At 43.5% G+C, this 19597-nt stretch carries 17 protein-coding genes; 11 read left to right on the top strand and 6 right to left on the bottom strand.

Annotated elements, in window-relative coordinates; translation table 11 throughout:
* The 3 genes from GLO7428_RS05790 to GLO7428_RS05780 all read right to left on the bottom strand — a co-directional run bounded on the left by GLO7428_RS05790 (position 1) and on the right by GLO7428_RS05780 (position 4063).
* Entirely contained in the window at positions 1-2385 is a 2385-nt protein-coding gene (locus tag GLO7428_RS05790; protein ID WP_015187630.1) for a CHASE2 domain-containing protein, read from the bottom strand.
* A 30-nt stretch (positions 2386-2415) separates the two neighbouring features.
* A complete protein-coding gene (locus GLO7428_RS05785) occupies positions 2416-3381 on the bottom strand; it encodes a DUF1822 family protein (protein WP_196797465.1) in 966 nt (321 codons plus the stop codon).
* A 142-nt stretch (positions 3382-3523) separates the two neighbouring features.
* The gene (locus tag GLO7428_RS05780) at positions 3524-4063 is read right to left on the bottom strand and encodes a sigma-70 family RNA polymerase sigma factor (RefSeq protein ID WP_196797464.1); all 540 of its coding nucleotides are present in this window, start codon (positions 4061-4063) and stop codon (positions 3524-3526) included.
* A gap of 997 nt (positions 4064-5060) precedes the next feature.
* On the opposite strand from GLO7428_RS05780, the gene GLO7428_RS05775 reads away from it, so the two are divergent.
* The 6 genes from GLO7428_RS05775 to GLO7428_RS05750 all read left to right on the top strand — a co-directional run bounded on the left by GLO7428_RS05775 (position 5061) and on the right by GLO7428_RS05750 (position 11910).
* Entirely contained in the window at positions 5061-5960 is a 900-nt protein-coding gene (locus GLO7428_RS05775) for an EboA family metabolite traffic protein (RefSeq protein WP_015187627.1), read from the top strand.
* A gap of 54 nt (positions 5961-6014) precedes the next feature.
* Positions 6015-6920 carry a TatD family hydrolase gene (locus tag GLO7428_RS05770; RefSeq protein WP_015187626.1) on the top strand — a complete coding sequence of 302 codons (906 nt, stop codon included), beginning with the start codon at positions 6015-6017 and terminating at the stop codon, positions 6918-6920.
* A gap of 69 nt (positions 6921-6989) precedes the next feature.
* A complete protein-coding gene (eboC, locus tag GLO7428_RS05765; protein WP_015187625.1) occupies positions 6990-7886 on the top strand; it encodes a UbiA-like protein EboC in 897 nt (298 codons plus the stop codon).
* 13 nt (positions 7887-7899) lie between these two features.
* Complete coding sequence (locus tag GLO7428_RS05760) at positions 7900-9102, top strand: 3-dehydroquinate synthase (RefSeq protein WP_015187624.1); 1203 nt, start codon at positions 7900-7902, stop codon at positions 9100-9102.
* Positions 9103-9220: 118 nt separating this feature from the next.
* The gene (gene eboE, locus GLO7428_RS05755) at positions 9221-10438 is read left to right on the top strand and encodes a metabolite traffic protein EboE (protein ID WP_015187623.1); all 1218 of its coding nucleotides are present in this window, start codon (positions 9221-9223) and stop codon (positions 10436-10438) included.
* 110 nt (positions 10439-10548) lie between these two features.
* Positions 10549-11910, top strand: coding sequence for an alkaline phosphatase family protein (locus GLO7428_RS05750; RefSeq protein ID WP_015187622.1), 1362 nt, complete (start codon positions 10549-10551; stop codon positions 11908-11910).
* On the opposite strand, the gene GLO7428_RS05745 is transcribed toward GLO7428_RS05750, so the two are convergent.
* Positions 11902-13107: a Coenzyme F420 hydrogenase/dehydrogenase, beta subunit C-terminal domain gene (locus GLO7428_RS05745; protein ID WP_015187621.1), complete on the bottom strand. Its 1206-nt coding sequence runs from the start codon at positions 13105-13107 to the stop codon at positions 11902-11904. The genes GLO7428_RS05750 and GLO7428_RS05745 overlap by 9 nt on opposite strands.
* Positions 13108-13260: 153 nt before the next feature.
* On the opposite strand from GLO7428_RS05745, the gene GLO7428_RS05740 reads away from it, so the two are divergent.
* The 5 genes from GLO7428_RS05740 (at position 13261) to GLO7428_RS05720 (ending at position 16776) form a co-directional block, all read left to right on the top strand.
* Positions 13261-13521, top strand: a complete 261-nt coding sequence (locus tag GLO7428_RS05740; RefSeq protein WP_015187620.1) for an AbrB/MazE/SpoVT family DNA-binding domain-containing protein — start codon at positions 13261-13263, stop codon at positions 13519-13521.
* Entirely contained in the window at positions 13515-13838 is a 324-nt protein-coding gene (locus GLO7428_RS05735) for a type II toxin-antitoxin system PemK/MazF family toxin (protein WP_015187619.1), read from the top strand. The genes GLO7428_RS05740 and GLO7428_RS05735 overlap by 7 nt, the downstream gene beginning before the upstream one ends.
* A gap of 162 nt (positions 13839-14000) precedes the next feature.
* Positions 14001-14873, top strand: a complete 873-nt coding sequence (locus GLO7428_RS05730) for an acyl-CoA desaturase (protein ID WP_015187618.1) — start codon at positions 14001-14003, stop codon at positions 14871-14873.
* Positions 14874-14953: 80 nt separating this feature from the next.
* Positions 14954-16294 carry a 16S rRNA (cytosine(967)-C(5))-methyltransferase gene (locus tag GLO7428_RS05725; RefSeq protein ID WP_015187617.1) on the top strand — a complete coding sequence of 447 codons (1341 nt, stop codon included), beginning with the start codon at positions 14954-14956 and terminating at the stop codon, positions 16292-16294.
* A gap of 56 nt (positions 16295-16350) precedes the next feature.
* On the top strand, positions 16351-16776 hold the full coding sequence (locus tag GLO7428_RS05720; protein WP_015187616.1) for a TerB family tellurite resistance protein: 426 nt from the start codon (positions 16351-16353) through the stop codon (positions 16774-16776).
* Between the two features lie 20 nt (positions 16777-16796).
* Here GLO7428_RS05720 and psb35 read toward each other — a convergent pair whose 3' ends face one another.
* Entirely contained in the window at positions 16797-17021 is a 225-nt protein-coding gene (psb35, locus tag GLO7428_RS05715) for a photosystem II assembly protein Psb35 (RefSeq protein ID WP_015187615.1), read from the bottom strand.
* Between the two features lie 219 nt (positions 17022-17240).
* On the bottom strand, positions 17241-19589 hold the full coding sequence (locus GLO7428_RS05710) for a transglycosylase domain-containing protein (protein ID WP_015187614.1): 2349 nt from the start codon (positions 19587-19589) through the stop codon (positions 17241-17243).
* Between the last annotated feature and the right edge of the window lie 8 nt (positions 19590-19597).

Here is a 19597-nt window from a genome sequence, read left to right as displayed (position 1 = left end):
TTAATTACTCCCTGCGTAGAGTTTTGTACTTTGTCCCTGTTTTTGCGAGGCATTTTGAACAACAATACTAGCGCTAGTCGCAATTAATGCCAAGGTCGATGGTACAAACGGCACCCAACAGCTTTGATACGCAAAAAGTGCAAAGCACAGCGCGTACAGTACGATAAGGGTAATTGCTAGTGCTAACTCTAGATGTAACACTGAACGATAGCGCCAAGCCAGCACACTACCAACAATTGACCATCCCCAAATCCATAAAAATTCACTCCCCTGGGGTAACACCCATAACAACGGTCGCTGATTCTTGACAGCACTCAGCATTTGACTGACCATTTGTGCATGGACAAACACGCCTGCCATTTTCTGATACGCTCCTCCACTCGTACTATAAGGTGTCGCAAAATAATCACCAACGCTTGGGGCAGTGACACCAATCAAAACAATTCTATTTCTAACATCATCAGGTCTGATTCGATTCCGCAAAACATCGGTTAAAGTAACTTTATTCGCAATATTCTCTGGCAATCTGTAAGAACGATAATTGAGTAGCATTTGAAAGCCAGCTGTATCAATCGTTTGATAACCTCCGGTATGTGGTTGTAAACGCGGTAAAATAACGTTACCTAGCTGTAGATGCCCTTGAGGTGTCCATTGAGGGAAAACACCTTCAGCAGCTAAGTAACGAAACGCCAGTTGCGCGCTGAAGGCATATGGTGCGCTGCATATTGACGCCGGATGCGGATTAACTGCAACAAGATATCGCCGGAGAATACCATCAGGATCGACGACAACATCACTAAAGCCTTGACGCGCTTCGGGAACTTCAGGCGGTGGAGCAACACTTGGATCTTCACTCGCGGTAGGTTCGCTAATTTTACACACCGCAATAAAGCGATCGCTCTGTTGCATATATTGCGCTAAATTTTTGAATTGAGGATTTACCGGATCTTCGCGGTAAATATCCAAGCCGATCGCGCGTGGCTGATACTGCTCTAATTTCTCTAAAAGTTGCGCTAGCGCTAGATCTGATAGCGACCCTGTGCGATTTTTCTGTTCGGGCAGTTTGAAATCTTCTTCGGTAATCGCAACAACTAGCAATCGCGGATCAGTTGCTTCCTGAGGACGCAGGCGCATCAGCTGGTCAAAAACCTTGAGTTCGAGTGGCTGAAATGCTCCGATCTGTTGCAATCCCCACGTTACAGACGTTACCAAAACACTCGTCAGCAGCATCCTCCGCAGATGTTGCGAGCCAATTTTTTTAAGCGATCGCTGGCGGCTGTGATTGTTTTCACTTTTGTCAACACTAATTGGACGCGACAATGCTGCCCATCGTGGTGGAGTTTCTGCGGGATTTTGATAAATGACTGGCAACCAGCTAGCACACGGATACTCATCTTCTAACCCTTGAAGTCGCTCGCGCGCTTCGCGAACTGATAGATAAAACGGCTGACCACCCGCGAAGGCGTAGAGAAAATTCTTTAAAAACTCTTGCGCGACTTTGTCGGGGACTGGTTCGCGCATCACAATCACTTGCGGAATATACAAGTTAGCAAGTTCGCGTGCTAATCCTAAACCATCACAGGAATTAAAAATTGCTAGCTTTAATCCGTGCGCTACGGCAGTTTTGAGCGCGTATCGCAAATCGCTAATTGATAAAGTATCGGTACGATTAATACAAATTCGCCCGTCTCCATTGATTAAACTTGAGCTATGTCCTGCGAAAAAGAGAATATCCCAACCTCGGCTCCAGAGTTGATTGTTAAGTTCTTGGCGCTGCGGTTCTACGAGAAACTGCACCGTAGCTCCTGGTAACTGTTCTAATAAAGCTCGATCTGCTTGCGTATCAATTCCGGTACTATCGCCTAGAATTGCGAGGATGGCAACTTTGTCTTTGGTTTGCGAGATTTGTTTGACGCGCTCGTAAGCTGGGGCGCTGAGGGCAAGTTCTGCTTTAGGGTAGCGCTCGAAGAGATCGCAGAAGTGCCAAGGTAATCGTTGCAAAACTAAATCTTCGGTTTGTAAGATCGCGCGAATCTCGTCTGATGGCAGTAATTTCTCTAGCCATTTTTCCCGAATTGCCCGAAAAGATTCGGAGTGTATCCAGCTATTTAAACGGTTGCGTAAAACTTGTACGGCGTGCCAGCAATCTTCAATGACTGAGACATTCGTGACTTGAACAGGTTTTGCTTCGAGGCGGGTAGACCAACCCAAACAGAGGTACGCTGATTGCCAGCAGTTGTAGTACTGAGGAATTTCAGGAGCAGGTGGCAATTTACCTAAAGTTTGAATCGCCGGAGCATCGCCTTCTTCTCCTATTTGCATTGTGACAGGAAATCCCTCATCAAAGCTTCCTTCGCCTACTTTCAAGACAACTAACTTAGCCACAACAATCTTCCTGCGGGCGCAAAGATGAAATTAAATAATAAAATTTTCTATAAAACTGACGTTACCAAGCGCTACTTTGACACTAAACTTCTCTCCAGGTTTTCCACTAAACTGTAACTGAATATAATTATCTGCTTTTCTTGCTTGAGCTTCAAGGAAAAGTTGCTCAGTAGCATCTAAGACAGCTAGCTGAAGTTGCGGCGGTAAATAGATTTGACTTCCTGCGGGATGAACTTGTAGTAAAATATCGACCTTTTGCTCAGGTAGCGATCGCAGTTCAACAATCAACGCGACGGCATGACCTGCGAGTTGCATTCCCAGATCGATCAACTTGGCGCGTCGGATACGATCTTCGCGATTCTCGTTGGTTCCGCCTATAGCTGTATCAGATCGGCGGAAACTAAATGCCAAGTTAGCGCGTGCTGGTCCTAAAATCGTTTCAACGCCTTGCCATCCTGTTTCAAAAACATGATTAAACCATTGGTTTAATTGCACAATTGGTTGCTGATTTGCAGCAGTTGTAAGTTTGAGTTGACCCAAGTGCGCAAGTAAGTCTTCGAGGGGTTGCAATTGATTAATTGGCAACTGCGCGATCGCGCGTGGCGTAAACCCTAATAGCGTCGCTTCGCGGAGTGCTTCGTCAAACTGCACGACAACATACCCAATTCGATCTTCCCATACTTCTGGTGGAATATCGCACTGCTCAGCAGGCGATCGCACCCAGCGACACTCTAAGCGCCCAATTCCTGGAACTTCTAAGTCAGCAATATCAGCACATAACTGCAATACAGGGTTCCAGCTATCACTCGCCGCAATATCTGTGCCGATACCCATCATATTTAAATAGTTATTTACGACACAAACCGCCAGTGTGTTTAACGTTACTTGCTCTACTTTCGTTGGAGAAAACTCTACTTGATGAGTAAATCTTTGGGCAGTCTCTCGCGCCGCTTCAGTAATAGGTAAAGGTAAAGAAAAATCTTGTATTCGATTCATATTTTTAGTCATAAAATAGATTACTTTTGTTCCATTTAATTCTTTACTCATTGAATAATTAGCTTTAGCAAATTTAATCTTCTCAATTATTTCCAAAGATTAAAGGACTAGTACACCTCAGCTTTTGTTGTTAATCAATTCTTTACAAATATCCTTGCATTTCGCCAAAACTACGTAAACGAGGAAGGCATTGTCGGCGATAAAAACTTGTTAAAGTCGAAATCGAAAGCCCATATTCTTCTGCCAACTTTTCCCAACTTGTTTCAGGAGGTAGCCTTCGGAGGATTAATACTTGACAATTCACGCGCGGATGCCCTTGAATATGAATTCGGCGTAACTCTCCATCACTATCAGTTTTTGCCCAGGTTATTGTCATTTCAAGAATTGGTGGAATATCGGGCGGGGCTGGTAAGGCGGCGATCGGATCAATCACCTCACCTTCTTCCACAGTTTTGCCTGAAGCTGTACGAGAGCGAGTTTCATATTCTTCTTCACGGAAATCTTGTAACCTTCGCCTCAGGTAAGCATTTAACCAGGTAATTACACTACTGCGATTTGGGTCATACTTTTCCCCTGTATTTGCTTCACATAAATTGCGACAAAAATATAGCCAAGTTTTCTGTAGTGCATCTTCATAATAAAGAGAACTATCTTTCCAAAGTTTGCCTGATTTAACTATCATGCGCACAATCTTTGTTAAACCTTGCTGCCGCTCTATACTATTGTGCTTATATTTGCAAGTTGTTGTAACTAATTCACGTATTTTCGCTTCTAGTTGATCCATATGAGCTTTATTGAATACAAGTAGGATTTAAATTTAATTGCGACATAGCAAATTTAAACGTTATTTTCCTACTTTAATCCAAGGTGATTATTAAATTAATCACCTTTTAACATAATTAAAATGAGTCATTTTTAGGAAGCAATAAGTTGATTGTCAACAAATCCAGAAATAAATATACATATCTATTTCAAAGTAGTTGGCTACGATAAGTACAAATCACAAATTTAAAGCAACCACTATTTTGGCTGCTGGCTATAAAGGCTATTACTCCTCAACGCGCTGACTACCTACTTATCAGCAGCAAGCAAAAAAATTATGCACGTCCTTTCTTTTGGTGTAGAGAGTGGATTGCAAACGCACTGCTTTTGGTCTTTCGCTGTAAAATTTTGGCATGAGCGATCGCCTTCTTATCGAGAGTGGCACAGCCTTAGTACTGTTTTGCTCAAAAGTTGTTATGTCTAGGTCAGCACAGATATCAGCGATCGTTGTGTATCGCAGGCGTTTTTTACTAGTATAAACACTTAATTCTCCCTAAAAAAGGGATTGCACTATACTAAAAATTCAAGTATAAGTTTGTTAAGTAAAGAATTATTAAAGAAAATGAGTTACGATTCAACTGGAAATGAGTTCTGCATAGTTCAGTGTTTTTTGCACAGAGTTTTAATTGGTATCGGTAGCCAAGATTGCTAAACCGCGCAATCTCCAGCAGAATCATTTTACATTTGGAGGGAAAGGCTTTTCGAGTACGGATTTTGTTACGCCATAATTCTTTCCTAAGGACTACAATTTCATCATTCTGAGCCTAGCAGAAATATAAAGAGCCTTTAGTGCGCTATGGATGTCACACAAATAGTTTCGTAAGCAATCTAAATAAGTAAGTAACTAAATAAGTTTTATGAACTTAAGAACTGACTACGATGTGGCTCAGGCAATTGAATTGCTGCACAACTGCTTATCTAGGCAGATTTCTCACGAAGCATTAATTTGGCTAGAAGAAAAAACAAACCAGATTAGCCAAGGGGCGATGCAGCGACTCTTTTATACAGCGTTTAGTGCAGTTCCTCGATATCTCGGTAAGCAGCAATTAACTTTATCAACACAGGATTTACGCGCAGCCGCAGCAATTCGCCCAGGCTGGAATCCTCAACATTGGAGTGTAGATCAAGCGGGGCGAACATGGATAGTTTTGTCTTTGCCTCATGCAGATGTTGAGAAATATCTTTGGATACTCGAACAAGTTTTCACAACTGCGGATGTCAGAGAGTTGATTGCGCTGTATCAAAGTTTACCTTTAATGCCGCATCCAGAAAAGCATTGCGCTAGAGCCGCCGAGGGAGTACGCAGTAATATGACAAGCGTATTCAATGCTGTTGCTTTACGTAATCCTTACCCAGCAGAGTATTTTGACGATCTTGCTTGGAATCAAATGATCCTCAAAGCAGTGTTTGTGGGTAGTCCGTTGTATCTTATTCATAATAGCGATCGCCGCGCTAACCCAGAGTTAGCCAAAATGTTGCTAGATTATGCGCGCGAACGCTGGGCAGCAAAACGGATTGTCACACCTGAAATATGGCGATTTGTAGGGTACACCGACACCGAGTTACAAGCTTTGGCAAAAGTGTTACAAGCGGATGATCTTGTTCAACAAGAAGCCGCAGCTTTAGCCTGTGCGCACTCTCCACTACCACAAGCCAAAGAATTACTAGCACGTTACCCTCATTTACAAGCAGCTATTCAGCAGGGTGATTTGACATGGAGTAGCTTTAGCCGCAATCGCCTGGGCGCTGACGCATGAAACTAATCCGCAGTCATTTCCATCCATTACCCATTAGCCACTACCAATTTGCTTATGATGTTCATTGACCCTCATATCCACATGGTTTCGCGGACAACCTACGATTACATGGTGATGCGCGAGTATGGTGTTGTCGCTGTCATTGAACCGTCGTTTTGGCTAGGGCAACCGCGTACTAGTTCCGGATCGTTTAAAGATTACTTCAGTAGTTTAATTGGTTGGGAACGCTTTCGCGCCAGTCAATTTGGGATTCAGCACTATTGTACGATTGGCTTAAACCCAAAAGAAGCAAACAACGAAGCTTTAGCCGCAGCAGTGATGGAACTATTGCCACTGTACGCGTGTAAAGAAGGAGTCGTGGCGATTGGTGAAATTGGGTATGACGATATGACACCAGCAGAAGATAAATACTTTTGCCAACAACTCGAACTCGCGCAAGAACTCGATATGTTGGTGTTGATTCATACGCCACATCGCAACAAAAAAGCTGGCGCTAGTCAAAGTATGGATCGCTGTATTGAATATGGTTTAGCACCTTCACGAGTGATTATTGACCATAACAACGAAGAAACTGTAGAAGAAGTATTAGCACGGGGATTTTGGGCAGCGTTTACAATTTACCCACACACCAAAATGGGTAATGCGCGGATGGTTGAAATTGTTCGTCAGTACGGATGCGATCGCATTATTGTTGATAGTAGCGCGGATTGGGGCGTCAGCGATCCATTAGCTGTCCCAAAAACCGCACAATTGATGCTAGAACGCGGAATTCCTGAAGCACACGTTAAGGCAGTATGTTACGAAAATGCCCTAGCAGCATACAGCCAAAGTCATCAATTCAGTGAAAGTGATTGGCTAACATCGACAATCGACCAACGCGAACTTTATTACGGTAACTCAGTCTTACGCGGACAAACACCCGTTGTTGAAGCTAGCCGCGATCAGATCTTGATTGAGTAAGAGTTCATTATTTTTCAGTATCAGGTAATACCAATTACCAATTACCCATTAGTATTGAGAGAGACACCAATGTTGCAAGCAGCGAAAAGCCAAACAAGGGCTTATTTGCAACTTATGCGCCCTGCGAATATTGTTACAGCTTGGGCAGATATTTTAGTTGGTTTTGCGGCATCCGGTTCAGGATTATGGCAACAAGTAGATATGTCATTAGTCTGGCTATTACTTGCAACCAGTGGTTTGTACGGCGGTGGTGTTGTTTTTAATGATGTCTTTGATGCCGAGTTAGACGCGCAAGAACGCCCAGAGCGACCGATACCTAGTGGTATGATTGCTAAACAAAATGCGATCGCTTTAGGAACTCTTCTTTTAGTTCTTGGTATTGTCGCCGCTACCCAAGTTTCAGTTACAAGCCTTGTGATTGCTACTACGGTTGCTTTGGCAGCGATTGTCTACGATGCGTTTAGCAAACACCATACCATTTTTGGTCCTATTAATATGGGAATCTGTCGCGGTGGTAATCTGCTACTCGGTGTGAGTGCGGTTCCGGCGATGGTAGAACACCTGTGGTTTTTAGCAGGAATTCCAATTGCTTATATCGCTGCAATTACCCTGATTAGCCAAGGCGAAGTTCGCGGAGGAAATAATAGTACTGGAATGACTGCATTGGTACTGATTGCAGGAGTTATTAGTGGAGTCTTCACGCTAGGGCTATTGCCAGAATATCAAATGCTTGCTGCATTACCTTTTGTTGCCTTATTTGCTTGGCGTGTTGTTCCTGCTTTTTTGCAAGCTTGGCGCGAAGCAACTCCAGAAAACATTCGTACCGCTGTTAAAGCAGGTGTGTTGTCGCTGATTATTTTAGATGCAGCGATCGCCGCAGGTTTTGCAGGTTTACCTTATGGTTTGCTAGTTCTCGGTCTACTGCCTATTTCATTGAGTTTAGCTCGAATTTTTGCTGTTACGTAATTTAATAATAATTATGACGATTGGGATTAAAAGTGCATCTAATGTGCGTTCGCTCAAGCAATGTGTCCCTGTGACATTTAATTACGATGTTCACTTCACGAGAGGGCTGTTTGAGTTAAATAATCCTCTCCTCGCGCAAGTTCTTACCGCTGCGGGAGATAGCCCAAAAAAAGTGTTGGCGGTAGTTGACGCGGGTTTGATGCCTCATCAACCCGCACTATTAGATAACTTAGCCGCCTATGCTGAGTTTTATCGCGATGCATTGATATTTGTTCAGCAACCAGCGATCGTACCTGGTGGCGAAGCAGCGAAGAATGATCCTCAATTAGTCGAACAACTTCACCATATTATTGATCGTGCTGGATTGTGTCGGCATTCGTATATATTAGCCATTGGTGGCGGTGCAGTATTAGATATGGCAGGATATGCAGCAGCAACTGCACATCGAGGAATTCGCTTAATTCGCGTTCCCACAACAGTATTAGCGCAAAATGATTCGGGCGTTGGCGTTAAAAATGGCATCAATGCATTTGGGAAGAAGAATTTTTTAGGAACTTTTGCACCACCATACGCAGTATTAAACGATCTTGATTTTCTCACAACGCTTGATGACCGCAACTGGCGTTCTGGAATCGCTGAAGCGGTGAAAGTTGCACTGATTAAGGATGCAGATTTTTTCGATTTCATTACAAGACACGCACCTGCATTAGTACAACGCGATATGCAGGCGATGCAAGAGTTAATTTATCGCTGCGCTCAATTACACTTAGAACACATTACCACAAGTGGCGATCCGTTTGAAAAAGGTTCCTCACGCCCTTTAGATTTTGGACATTGGGCGGCGCATAAACTCGAACAGTTGACGAATTACAACCTACGTCACGGCGAAGCTGTTGCGATCGGAATTGCGTTGGATAGCACCTATTCTTATTTAATTGGATTACTCGCAAAATCAGATTGGCAGCAGATTTTAAATACACTGCAAGCGTTGGGGTTTAGTTTATACGTACCGGAATTAGTCGCACAATTGCATCAACTTGAACATCCTGATTATCTTTTCCGAGGATTGCGGGAGTTTCAAGAACACTTGGGAGGAGAATTAACGCTGATGCTGCTAGAAAAAATTGGTAAAGGCGTTGAGGTGCATCACGTCGATTTATTGGTGTATGAACGTGCGATCGCGCTATTGCAACATCACAATCAGCTTGGCGAATAAATTCACCGCTACATAAACAAAGTCCACCTGCGTGGACTAATGATATCAAGGTTTCGTTTGTGTCGCTGCGGTTTCAACCGCTGTTAATCATTAAGCACTACAATTACATATCAGGAAAATGCAGCTGGAAAATATTCACCTAACGTATTGCACAAATGTTCATCCTGGGGAATCGTGGCAGGATGTGTTTGCGAATTTAGAGAAATATATTCCTGAACTTAAAGCTAGGCTAGCACCCAATAAATCCTTTGGTATTGGTTTGCGGTTATCTGCTAAAGCAGCAAGCGAATTACTAGAAAGTCATTATCTTGCCCAATTTCAAACTTGGTTGCAACAAAATAACTTATATGTCTTTACCTTGAATGGCTTTCCTTACGGCGGATTTCATCACCAAGTTGTCAAAGACAAAGTGTATGCACCCGATTGGCGATCGCGCGATCGCCTCGACTACACCTTACGTTTAACTCAAATTCTCGCAGCGTTTTTACCCGAAGGTATCGATGGTGGAATTTCTACACTACCCTTGTCTTACAAACCTTGGTTTACGCAACTCAGTACAGATGATGTATTTAAAAGTGCTACTCGCAATGTAGCCGCCGTCGCCGCAGACATGATCCGCATCCGCGAGACAACAGGAAAATTACTGCATCTTGATTTAGAACCCGAACCTGATGGATTAATTGAAAATACAACAGAAGTCGTTGATTTTTTCCACTCTTGGCTATTACCAATTGGCGGAAGCTATCTTGCAGAAACTTTAGGTATTTCTCACACTGTAGCCGAAGAATTGTTACGCGAACACATCCGCGTTTGCTATGATACTTGTCATTTTGCGGTAGAGTACGAAGAACCTAAATCAGTTTTGACACGTCTACAAACCGCCGGAATTTCTATTGGTAAAATTCAAATTAGTGCAGCAATTCGAGTTTTATTACCCGAAGAAATTACCCAGCGCCAAGCTATTGCTGATAAATTGAGTTTTTTTGCAGAATCGACTTATCTACACCAAGTTATCGCGCGATCGCATGATGGCACATTACACCACTATTCCGATTTAAGCACAGCGTTACCTCATCTAGAACAATCGACAGCCCAAGAGTGGCGAACGCATTTTCACGTTCCTATTTTTATTCACGATTACCAAACGCTGCAATCTACCCAAGATGATATTGTTGCGGTTCTTAATTTGTTAGGGAAACAACAATGTCACCATCTAGAAATTGAAACTTACACCTGGGATGTACTACCACCAGCAATGAAACTCGATTTACTCGCCTCAATTCAGCGGGAATACGAATGGGTATTGCAACATTTGGCGACTGAAGTCACCGCTTAACATACTAAGTCCACCTGCGTGGACTAACTACAAAATAGGTTTTGCCTTTGTAGATGCGGTTTCAACCGAATCAGCCACAAACGTTAATATGAGAGAATTTGTTGAACCCTATGCACAAAACCGTAGTTCTCAATGTCGTCGGATTAACGTCCAGTTTATTACGACACACGTCATTCTTATCAAAATGGGCAGCATCAAAACAAATAGCCTCTATTAATCCAGTATTACCGGCGGTGACGTGTTCGGTACAAGCAAGTTATTTAACTGGTAAGTATCCTCAAGATCACGGCGTCGTTGCGAATGGCTGGTACTTTCGAGATGAGTGTGAGGTAAAATTTTGGCGACAGTCGAATAAGTTAGTTCAAGCCCAGAAGATTTGGGAAGCAGCACGCGATATAGACTCTAGTTTCACCTGCGCGAATCTCTTTTGGTGGTACAATATGTACTCCTCGGTTGATATTTCGGTCACGCCGCGCCCGATGTATCCCGCAGATGGTAGAAAGATTCCTGATATTTATACGCAGCCTGGGGAATTAAGATTTAAGTTGCAAGAACGTTTAGGGACTTTTCCCTTATTTGAATTTTGGGGACCAAAAACAACTATACGTTCGACGCAGTGGATCGCACAAGCCGCGATCGCTATCGAAGAAATGTCTTCGCCGACGCTAACTCTCATCTATCTACCACACTTAGATTACTGCTTACAAAGGGTAGGAACTGAGATAAGTGCGATCGCGCGTGACTTGCAAGAAATAGACGCTGTATGTCAAGACTTAATTCAATTCTACGAATCGCGTTCTGCCAAAGTCATCGTTTTTTCAGAATACGGCATTACTCGTGTGAACCGCGCCGTTTCCTTAAATCGAGTTTTACGCGAACATGGTTATTTGACAGTCAGGGAAGAACTTGGAAGAGAACTTTTAGATCCAGGCGCAAGTACAGCTTTTGCTGTTGCAGATCACCAAATTGCACATATTTATATAAGCGATCGCAATAAAATAGCAGAAATACAACAACTGATCGAACAAGTACCAGGAGTTGATTTCGTTTTAGGTGAAGAAGGTAAAGCAGGGTATCATTTAAATCATCCACGTTCCGGTGAATTAGTTGCCGTTGCTGCCCTTGATGCGTGGTTTACTTATTACTATTGGCTCGATGACAACAAAGCACCCGATTTTGCTCGTACTGTCGATATTCACCGCAAGCCAGGTTACGATCCTGTAGAATTATTTATCGATCCGACGATTCAATGGCAACAACTAAAAGTCGCAAAAATCTTGCTACAAAAGCAACTTGGATTTCGTACCTTGATGGATATTATTCCTTTAGATGCTTCTTTAGTCAAAGGTTCGCACGGACGAATTCCCGCTTCTACAGATGATGCACCGCTATTAATAACGCACAATTCGCTTCCAGGATCGACATTAGACGCAACTGATGTCTATGATGTTATTCTGTCGCACTTACTGTGATGGTAACTTGTACTGATTGACAATTCGCTTGGCAAATTCTGGCACGTGTGCGGCTAATTTTTCAGGATAATGACGCTTGACGTAGAGATAATTGCGCGTAAAGTGCGAATCAATCGAAAATCGTGCGTATTCCAAACCTTTAGGACCAATTTTTTCTATAACAACACCCATAAGTTTGGCAGCCCACATCGGTAGTGTCACGCCTTTGTCGTAGGCGGGGATACTTTGTTGGACTGCGGCGGTGCGATCGCCTTTCGACATTACAGGTTGCGTTTCCAGCTGATCTTGCACTAAATCTAGCATTTCTTGTCCGCGATCGTTACGTACCACAATCCATTGCCAACCAAACGGCGCACCCATATAACCGACAACAAGATCAGCAAGCGAATTTACATAGTCAAAGCAACTCATGCACGAGGGTGCAAAAACATCTTTTAGTTGATTTGTCTTTAAACCAAAAAAAGGTACTGTTTCTTCTGAACCATCTTCATGCTTGAAGTGTACGCGAAAATCCTGCATAAATTCATAATGCACGACAGTATCAGGAGAACGACTCGTCGTTTCCAAAAATTTCTGTAACCCAGCGCGCGTGACATTATCGACACAAGGAGTTCCCAACACATACAGCTTTTCTAAGCCTAGTTGCTTCTCTACAGCCCGCAAAGCTTGAATTTGACATCCCACACCAATAACTAACAACCGCTTCATTCCTGACTGTTCTACTTGTTCTAAAATCGAAAGATTCGGCGATAGAGTTGGTTTATTCACCCGCGCTGCTAAAATCTCCTCTGGAGTACGCGCAATAATCGGCATCGGTTGAAAGCGATCTTCTTTGGTATTTTGCACGCAGACGACACCTTCAACGACACCGCGATTGAGCATTGCAATTGCAATAGAACTGACAATTCCTGTCCATTGCGCCCCTAGAATCGGTTCAGTTTTGCGCGCCGCCATCATGTCTTGATGAACGCCGAAGTACAATTCATCAGAATTATCGAGATTGCGTGCGCGAGTGTGCGATCGCGTTTCCAATTCCGCAATTTGTTGATTAAGAAATGCACACGCCTCCTTGACATAGTGAATATAATATGTATCGCATAACCCGCATTCGCTACAAAGTTCCTTTGCAGGGCGACGACTCGATGATTTTAGGGCTTTAGCTTTTTTATGCTTGGCTTGGGGGGTCACTGATGTCATGAGTTGAGGAGCATTGATACATAACTATCTTTACCCAACGATACATGAGAGTTGGTTTGACTTGTACTAAGACCATCATTTTTGCAATATTTTGCAATTTCGTAACTGTAAGTTATTATGTAGATACAATGTAATTACTTCAAAAAGACTGTTATGGGTACAAGTATCAAAACTCGTATAGTGAGAATTGGTAACTCTCAAGGAATTCGCATTCCCAAAACGCTGCTAGAACAAAGTGGGATTTCCACAGATGTTGAAATCGAACTTGAGAACGATCATTTGGTAATTCGTTCAGCATCGCGATCGCGTATAGGGTGGGACGAGGCGTTTGCAGCAATGGCAGAACAGAAAGATGATACTTTGTTAGACGATGTGAGTACGACTCTGTGGGATCAAGCTGAGTGGGAATGGTAGTTAGGCGTTTTGATGTTTTCCTCGTCAATCTTGACCCTACTATTGGTAGTGAAATTCAAAAAACAAGACCTTGTTTAGTCATATCGCCAAACGAGATGAATAAGCATATTGCAACTGTTATTGTTGCTCCGATGACAACAAAAGGTCAATCTTATCCAACACGTGTAGTTTGTCAATTTCAAGGCAAAGATGGACAGATTGTCCTCGATCAAATTCGTACTGTTGACAAAACTCGCTTGGTCAAACATTTAGGGCAGATTAGTTTAGAAGCACAACACGTAGTTCTTAGTACTTTAGCTGAGATGTTTGCTGAATAATTTAGGATTCACAACTAAAACCACACTAATCGATAAACTGCCCTAATGTATAGGTACAAAAATCCCTATGGATTGTAAGATTGTCAATTGGCACACCGTATCACAAACTGCTAAATCATGTCAATTCTGTTAAGTTGTCATGGTGGTTTGAGGAGAGGATACGTGCTGTCTGCAATCCAAATAGGAAAATTTTGTATGCCCGATCGCTCAAAATTTAATTATGCAGCTTTACCCTTCGTAGGTATTCATATTGCTTGTCTCGCAGTCTTTTGGCTAGGCGTAGACTCAGTAGCACTCTGGATGTGTGTTGCACTGTTTCTTGTCCGCAAATTTGGCATTACTGGCGGCTATCATCGCTATTTCTCGCATCGCGCTTACAAAACGAGTCGTCTATTTCAATTCTTGCTAGGCTTTTTGGGTGCAACTTCTGGACAAAGAGGACCCGTCTGGTGGGCTGCACAACACCGTCATCATCACAAATACTCTGATACTGACGAAGATATCCATTCGGCTGAAAAAAAAGGTTTTTACTGGTCACACGTAGGCTGGGTGTTGTCTCCAGAGTATGACGACTATAACGAAAAATTGGTCAAAGATTTAACTCGTTACCCAGAACTTGTTTGGCTAGAAAAATATCACTTTCTACCACCTATCTTACTGGCAGTTGCCTGTTACTTAGCTTACGGCTGGCTGGGGTTGTTCTGGGGCTTCTTTGTCAGTACAACGATTCTCTATCACACGACGTTTGCCATTAATTCCTTGTGTCACGTTTTCGGTAGCCAACGCTATGAAACCGGAGAATCAAGCAAAAACTCATTATGGTTAGCCCTGGTCACTTTAGGCGAAGGCTGGCACAATAATCATCACCGCTATCCTCTTGCAGCTTGTCAAGGTTTCTTTTGGTGGGAAATTGATATTAGCTACTACGTTTTGGTTGTGCTGTCGTGGTTCGGTATCGTCTGGGATTTAAAACAACCACCGAAACAGCTATTACAACCTGAAGCGGCGATCGCAAAAGCTTCATCCATAGCCTAGTTTCTGTAGTTATTACACATAGAACTGCTAGCTAATCACTCTAATCACTAGTTACTAGTCACTAGTCACTAGCTACTAATATGGACAATCCGCGCCAGCTTGCTTTTATCGCCCTCCGTTGGGTGCAGCGGGGGGCTTATGCTGATGTTGCCTTAGACCGCGTACTGCGTCAAACTGACTTAAGTAGTGTCGATCGCCGTTTGGCGACAGAGTTAGTTTATGGTAGTGTTCGCCGACAGCGATCGCTTGATGCATTAATCGATCAGTTAGCGAAAAAGAAAGCGCAGCAACAACCACCCGATTTACGAATTATTCTGCATTTAGGACTGTATCAGTTGCGGTATCTTGACCATATTCCTGATGCGGCTGCGGTCAATTCTACTGTAGAGTTGGCGAAAAAAAACGGTTTCTCAGGACTTGCGAATTTTGTTAATGGATTGTTACGTCAATATTTGCGGTTAGCAACTAGGGAAGATCCTTTAAAACTACCTGCTCATTCTGTAGAACGTTTAGGCATTTTACACAGTTATCCTGATTGGATTATTGAAGTCTGGCTAAAACAATTCGGCTACAAAGAAACTGAACAACTCTGCGCGTGGTTCAACCAACCACCAGCAATTGATTTACGTATTAATCCTTTACGTGCTTCTGTTGAGAAAGTTGCAACTGCATTGCAAGAAGCTGAAGTCGGTGTCACTCGTGTTGCCAATTTGCCACAAGCTTTAAGATTTACAACTAGTACAGGTGCAATTGAAAAGTTACCAGGATTTGATGCAGGTTGGTGGACAGTACAAGATAGTAGCGCACAACTTGTGAGCCATATCCTCGATCCTCAACCAGGTGAAGTTGTGATTGATGCGTGTGCAGCACCAGGAGGAAAAACAACACACATTGCTGAATTGATGCAAGATACAGGTACGATTTGGGCGTGCGATCGCACCGTCTCGCGCTTAAAAAAACTTCAACAAAATATTGCACGGCTGCAACTCAAATCAATTCAAATTTGCCCAGGCGATAGTCGTAATCTTCCTCATTTTGTTAATATCGCAGATCGCGTTCTTCTCGATGCGCCGTGTTCAGGGCTAGGAACGCTTCATCGTCATGCCGATGCTCGCTGGCGACAAACACCAGAAACAGTTAAAGAACTTACTGTTTTACAAACAGAACTTTTGACTCACGTTTCGACTTGGATAAAACCTGGAGGCGTGCTTGTCTATGCAACTTGTACTTTAAATTCTGAAGAAAATGAAGCGATCGTTCAAGCTTTCTTAACTCAACATCCATGCTGGCGAATTGAACATCCTGCTGCAAATTCTATTGGTGTTCCTTATGCAACATCATCGGGTTGGATGCAAGTCTTACCACATCACCAATCGATGGACGGTTTTTTTATTGTTCGCTTACAGAAAGAATCACAATAAGCTTGTATCTTAAAGATAAAATTAGCTAATTTGAAAAACTCAAGGACTAGTAATATATGAAACAAGACAAAACTAGTGTCAAGAAGTTAGTAAAAATCTTAATTGGGGCTGCTTGGCTCGATGGTAGAATTCAGCCAGAAGAAAGAGAATATTTACATCACGTAGCGACAGAAAAAGACGTGGCTGCCGATCCAGAAATTCAGCCTCTACTTAACGAACTTAAGACTGTGCAGCCAAGTGAATGCTACGAGTGGATAAAGGAGTATTTAGGAGAGCACCCTGGTTCTGAAGCTTATCAAGAGTTGCTAGAATCTATCAGTAGCTTGATTTACCGTGATGGAGAAGTTGCAACCGAAGAAGCACGCCTTCTCACCAAATTGCAATCCTTAGACACAACAGACAGTTCTCCTCAAGGAGCTTATTCTAGCGTACTCAAAGGAATTCAAACGCTTTATCGACGTTGGGTTAGTAGTCAAAGCTAATAAGAAAATAGCGAATAAAATTAAGATTTTGGCTCGCCAATACCTGGTGTTTCTTCTTTTTTAACTTCTGGCACAATATCTGGACGCTGTTTGTCTTCCCAACCAACGGGGCGCTTCGAGTTGTACCAAGCAATTGAGCCAATTGTAGTAGCAGCGATAAAGCCAACAACAATAGCTGCGGTAGCAGCAACGGGAAAATGAGGAACGTTATCTGTTGCTGCTGTTGCTTGCATGAGGATTTCCATAGTTGTTCTTCCTGTAGTGATTCAATACTGCTTTTAAGACCGTATAAAAACACAATATAACTTACATCCACCCCAAGTTTGATCCCAGTACGAGGGATTGGAGATTGGGGATCGGGGGAAGCCTTGCGAGTAAAGTCGCGGCTATTTAAACAAAGTGTGTCCACAAGGTGGACAAGGTTTATTTACCAGCAAATTCATTCGCAAGCGCTCACACACAATTCACTCCTTCGTTGGGACAACGTACGATCCTGCGGTAGATTGTGAACTATTGGTTTGAGACGGTGGCTGCTGCGTTTGTGGCTCAGACTGGCGGAGGTTGCGTAACCGTTCGCGTAGTCTTTCTTGTGTTTGTGGTGTCGGTGTTGGCGCGTTGCGGGTTCTTCGAGTCGCGGCTGGGCGTTCATCACGACGCGATCGCCGTCTTGGTTCAGGTACAGTCGCTTCTTGTTGGTAACTACGGCGATAACGTCGGCGAGGACGATTGTTGTTGAAATCAGAATTACTTTCTTGAAATTCCCTACGCGATCGAGATCTTCTCACTGAAGAAACTCGCTTGGGCTTGATTGGCTGGGCTTTGATACTACCTTTGCGCCCTGTTAAGTTCGGACGTTCTGGAAAGTCTTCAACTGGCATATCTTCTACAGCTGCCATCATGAATTGTCGCCAGGTAGCAGCAGCAGTCCCGCTGTTGCCCCAAGTTGGTTCATTGTTATCGTTACCAAGCCAAACTCCGGCAACAAGTTGCGGGATATAACCAACAAACCACAGATCGCGCGATTCATCCGAAGTTCCTGTTTTTCCAGCAACGGGACGGTTTAAAGATGCAGGGCGTCCAGTACCTGCTTGTACCACATTTTGTAGCATCCAGGTTGAAATCGCGGCACTACCAGAGTCTAAGACTCGCTTGGGCTGAGGTGTTGTAGTATAGAGAACTTCCCCACTGCGATTGAGAATACGGCGAATTCCGTGCGGTTCTACGTGCATCCCTTGTGTTGCGAGCGTTCCGTAGGCGCTTGTCAGTTCCAGTAAATTTACCTCAGAAGAACCTAATGCTAGCGAGTACATTGGTCTTAACTCGGATTTGATCCCCATTTGGCGCGCCAGTTGAATAACTGGATCGAAGCCAACATCCATCATTACCTTAACTGCGACTGTGTTAATTGAGCTTCTGAGTGCATCGCGCATTGTTAACCAACCACGAAACTCGCGGCTGTAGTTTTGCGGTTCGTATCCTTCAACAACAAACGGAGCATCTTGGTAAGACTTATAAGGCGATAAACCTGTGGCGATCGCCGCTGTGTAGACAAATCCTTTAAATGTCGAACCTGGTTGGCGCTGTGCTTGAGTCACGCGGTTAAATTGGTTTTTGCCAAAATCCTTACCGCCGACTAACGCCCGAATTTCACCATTACGCGGGTTAATCGCTACCAAAGCAGCTTGCTCAAAGTTCTGCCATCTACCGTTATTCGCAACAGTGTTTATTACTGCGGTTTCTGCCGCATTTTGCCACTTTGGATTTAACGTTGTCTCAACAATTAAGCCACCCGCTTCAATAACTTCTGGTGCAACGTACTTTGGTAGTTCTTTTTGAATATAACTCGTGAAGTAGGGGGCAGTTACTTCAAGACGTTTAGGCGAACTAGGATTGATGTCAATTGAAGTTGCGATCGCGGCTGTTGCTGTCTCAGAAGACAAAACTCGATCTTCTCGCATTCGCTGCAATACTAGATTACGCCGCTGTTGCGCTGCTGCTAAATTTACCGAGGGCGAGTAGCGACTTGGTGCAGGTGCTAAACCTGCAATCAGCGCCATTTCTGGTAGCGTTAGCTGATCGACTGATTTACTAAAGTATACCGAAGCGGCATCGGCAACACCATACGCGCCTTCTCCCAAATACACTAAATTGAGATAGCGCTCTAAAATTTGCTCTTTCGTTAAATTTGCTTCAATTTTTTGCGCTAATCGAATTTCTTTCAGCTTGCGCCATAGCGTACGCTCTTGATTTAGAAACAGAATCCGAGCAAGTTGTTGTGTAATTGTACTACCGCCTTCAACAACATTCGCCGAGCGTAAGTTAGACACGGTTGCCCTGGCAATTCCTTGATAATCAATGCCATTATGCTGATAAAATCGGCGATCTTCTGAGGCAATAAACGCTTGAACTAACGGTTTAGGGATTTCTGCTAACTTGAGTTGTTCGCGCGTTGCTGGTCCAGATTGTTGCAAGATAGTACCATCAGCAGCTTTAATCGTTAAAGTCCCTTCGCGTACTACCGTAAACAATTCAGCAGTTTTTGGTAAACTCTGCTCAATGGAAAACGCTATTCCTCCTAAGGCGATCGCACTTCCACCGACACCTACTAGCCAAAGCGATTGACGACGGTGCCATGGTTGTTTGTTAATCGCAGGAGAAACCAGTTGACGCGGTAGTTGCTTGATCTGAGTCAGAATCTGAACAACTTTCCGGCGGGGAAGTTGCTTTTGCCTAGGCGGTTGCTTACGGCTGGGATTGCTCTTTTTTGCTGATTCAGTGTTACTGATTGCGTCTTGTTCCTTGAACCAGGGCATATTCGGCA

This window comes from Gloeocapsa sp. PCC 7428 (assembly GCF_000317555.1).
GTDB lineage: Bacteria > Cyanobacteriota > Cyanobacteriia > Cyanobacteriales > Chroococcidiopsidaceae > Chroogloeocystis.
Note: the sequence above shows the minus strand (reverse complement) of the source record. Positions and strands in the feature narration are given on the sequence as shown.

Excerpts from the sequence above, each read along its gene's own strand:
- GLO7428_RS05785 (WP_196797465.1), bottom strand. The coding sequence starts at position 3,381 with ATGAATCGAATACAAGATTTTTCTTTACCTTTACCTATTACTGAAGCG.
- GLO7428_RS05780 (WP_196797464.1), bottom strand. The coding sequence starts at position 4,063 with ATGATAGTTAAATCAGGCAAACTTTGGAAAGATAGTTCTCTTTATTAT.
- GLO7428_RS05775 (WP_015187627.1), top strand. The coding sequence starts at position 5,061 with ATGAACTTAAGAACTGACTACGATGTGGCTCAGGCAATTGAATTGCTG.
- GLO7428_RS05770 (WP_015187626.1), top strand. The coding sequence starts at position 6,015 with ATGATGTTCATTGACCCTCATATCCACATGGTTTCGCGGACAACCTAC.
- eboC (WP_015187625.1), top strand. The coding sequence starts at position 6,990 with ATGTTGCAAGCAGCGAAAAGCCAAACAAGGGCTTATTTGCAACTTATG.
- GLO7428_RS05760 (WP_015187624.1), top strand. The coding sequence starts at position 7,900 with ATGACGATTGGGATTAAAAGTGCATCTAATGTGCGTTCGCTCAAGCAA.
- eboE (WP_015187623.1), top strand. The coding sequence starts at position 9,221 with ATGCAGCTGGAAAATATTCACCTAACGTATTGCACAAATGTTCATCCT.
- GLO7428_RS05750 (WP_015187622.1), top strand. The coding sequence starts at position 10,549 with ATGCACAAAACCGTAGTTCTCAATGTCGTCGGATTAACGTCCAGTTTA.
- GLO7428_RS05745 (WP_015187621.1), bottom strand. The coding sequence starts at position 13,107 with ATGACATCAGTGACCCCCCAAGCCAAGCATAAAAAAGCTAAAGCCCTA.
- GLO7428_RS05740 (WP_015187620.1), top strand. The coding sequence starts at position 13,261 with ATGGGTACAAGTATCAAAACTCGTATAGTGAGAATTGGTAACTCTCAA.
- GLO7428_RS05735 (WP_015187619.1), top strand. The coding sequence starts at position 13,515 with ATGGTAGTTAGGCGTTTTGATGTTTTCCTCGTCAATCTTGACCCTACT.
- GLO7428_RS05725 (WP_015187617.1), top strand. The coding sequence starts at position 14,954 with ATGGACAATCCGCGCCAGCTTGCTTTTATCGCCCTCCGTTGGGTGCAG.
- GLO7428_RS05720 (WP_015187616.1), top strand. The coding sequence starts at position 16,351 with ATGAAACAAGACAAAACTAGTGTCAAGAAGTTAGTAAAAATCTTAATT.
- psb35 (WP_015187615.1), bottom strand. The coding sequence starts at position 17,021 with ATGGAAATCCTCATGCAAGCAACAGCAGCAACAGATAACGTTCCTCAT.
- GLO7428_RS05710 (WP_015187614.1), bottom strand. The coding sequence starts at position 19,589 with ATGCCCTGGTTCAAGGAACAAGACGCAATCAGTAACACTGAATCAGCA.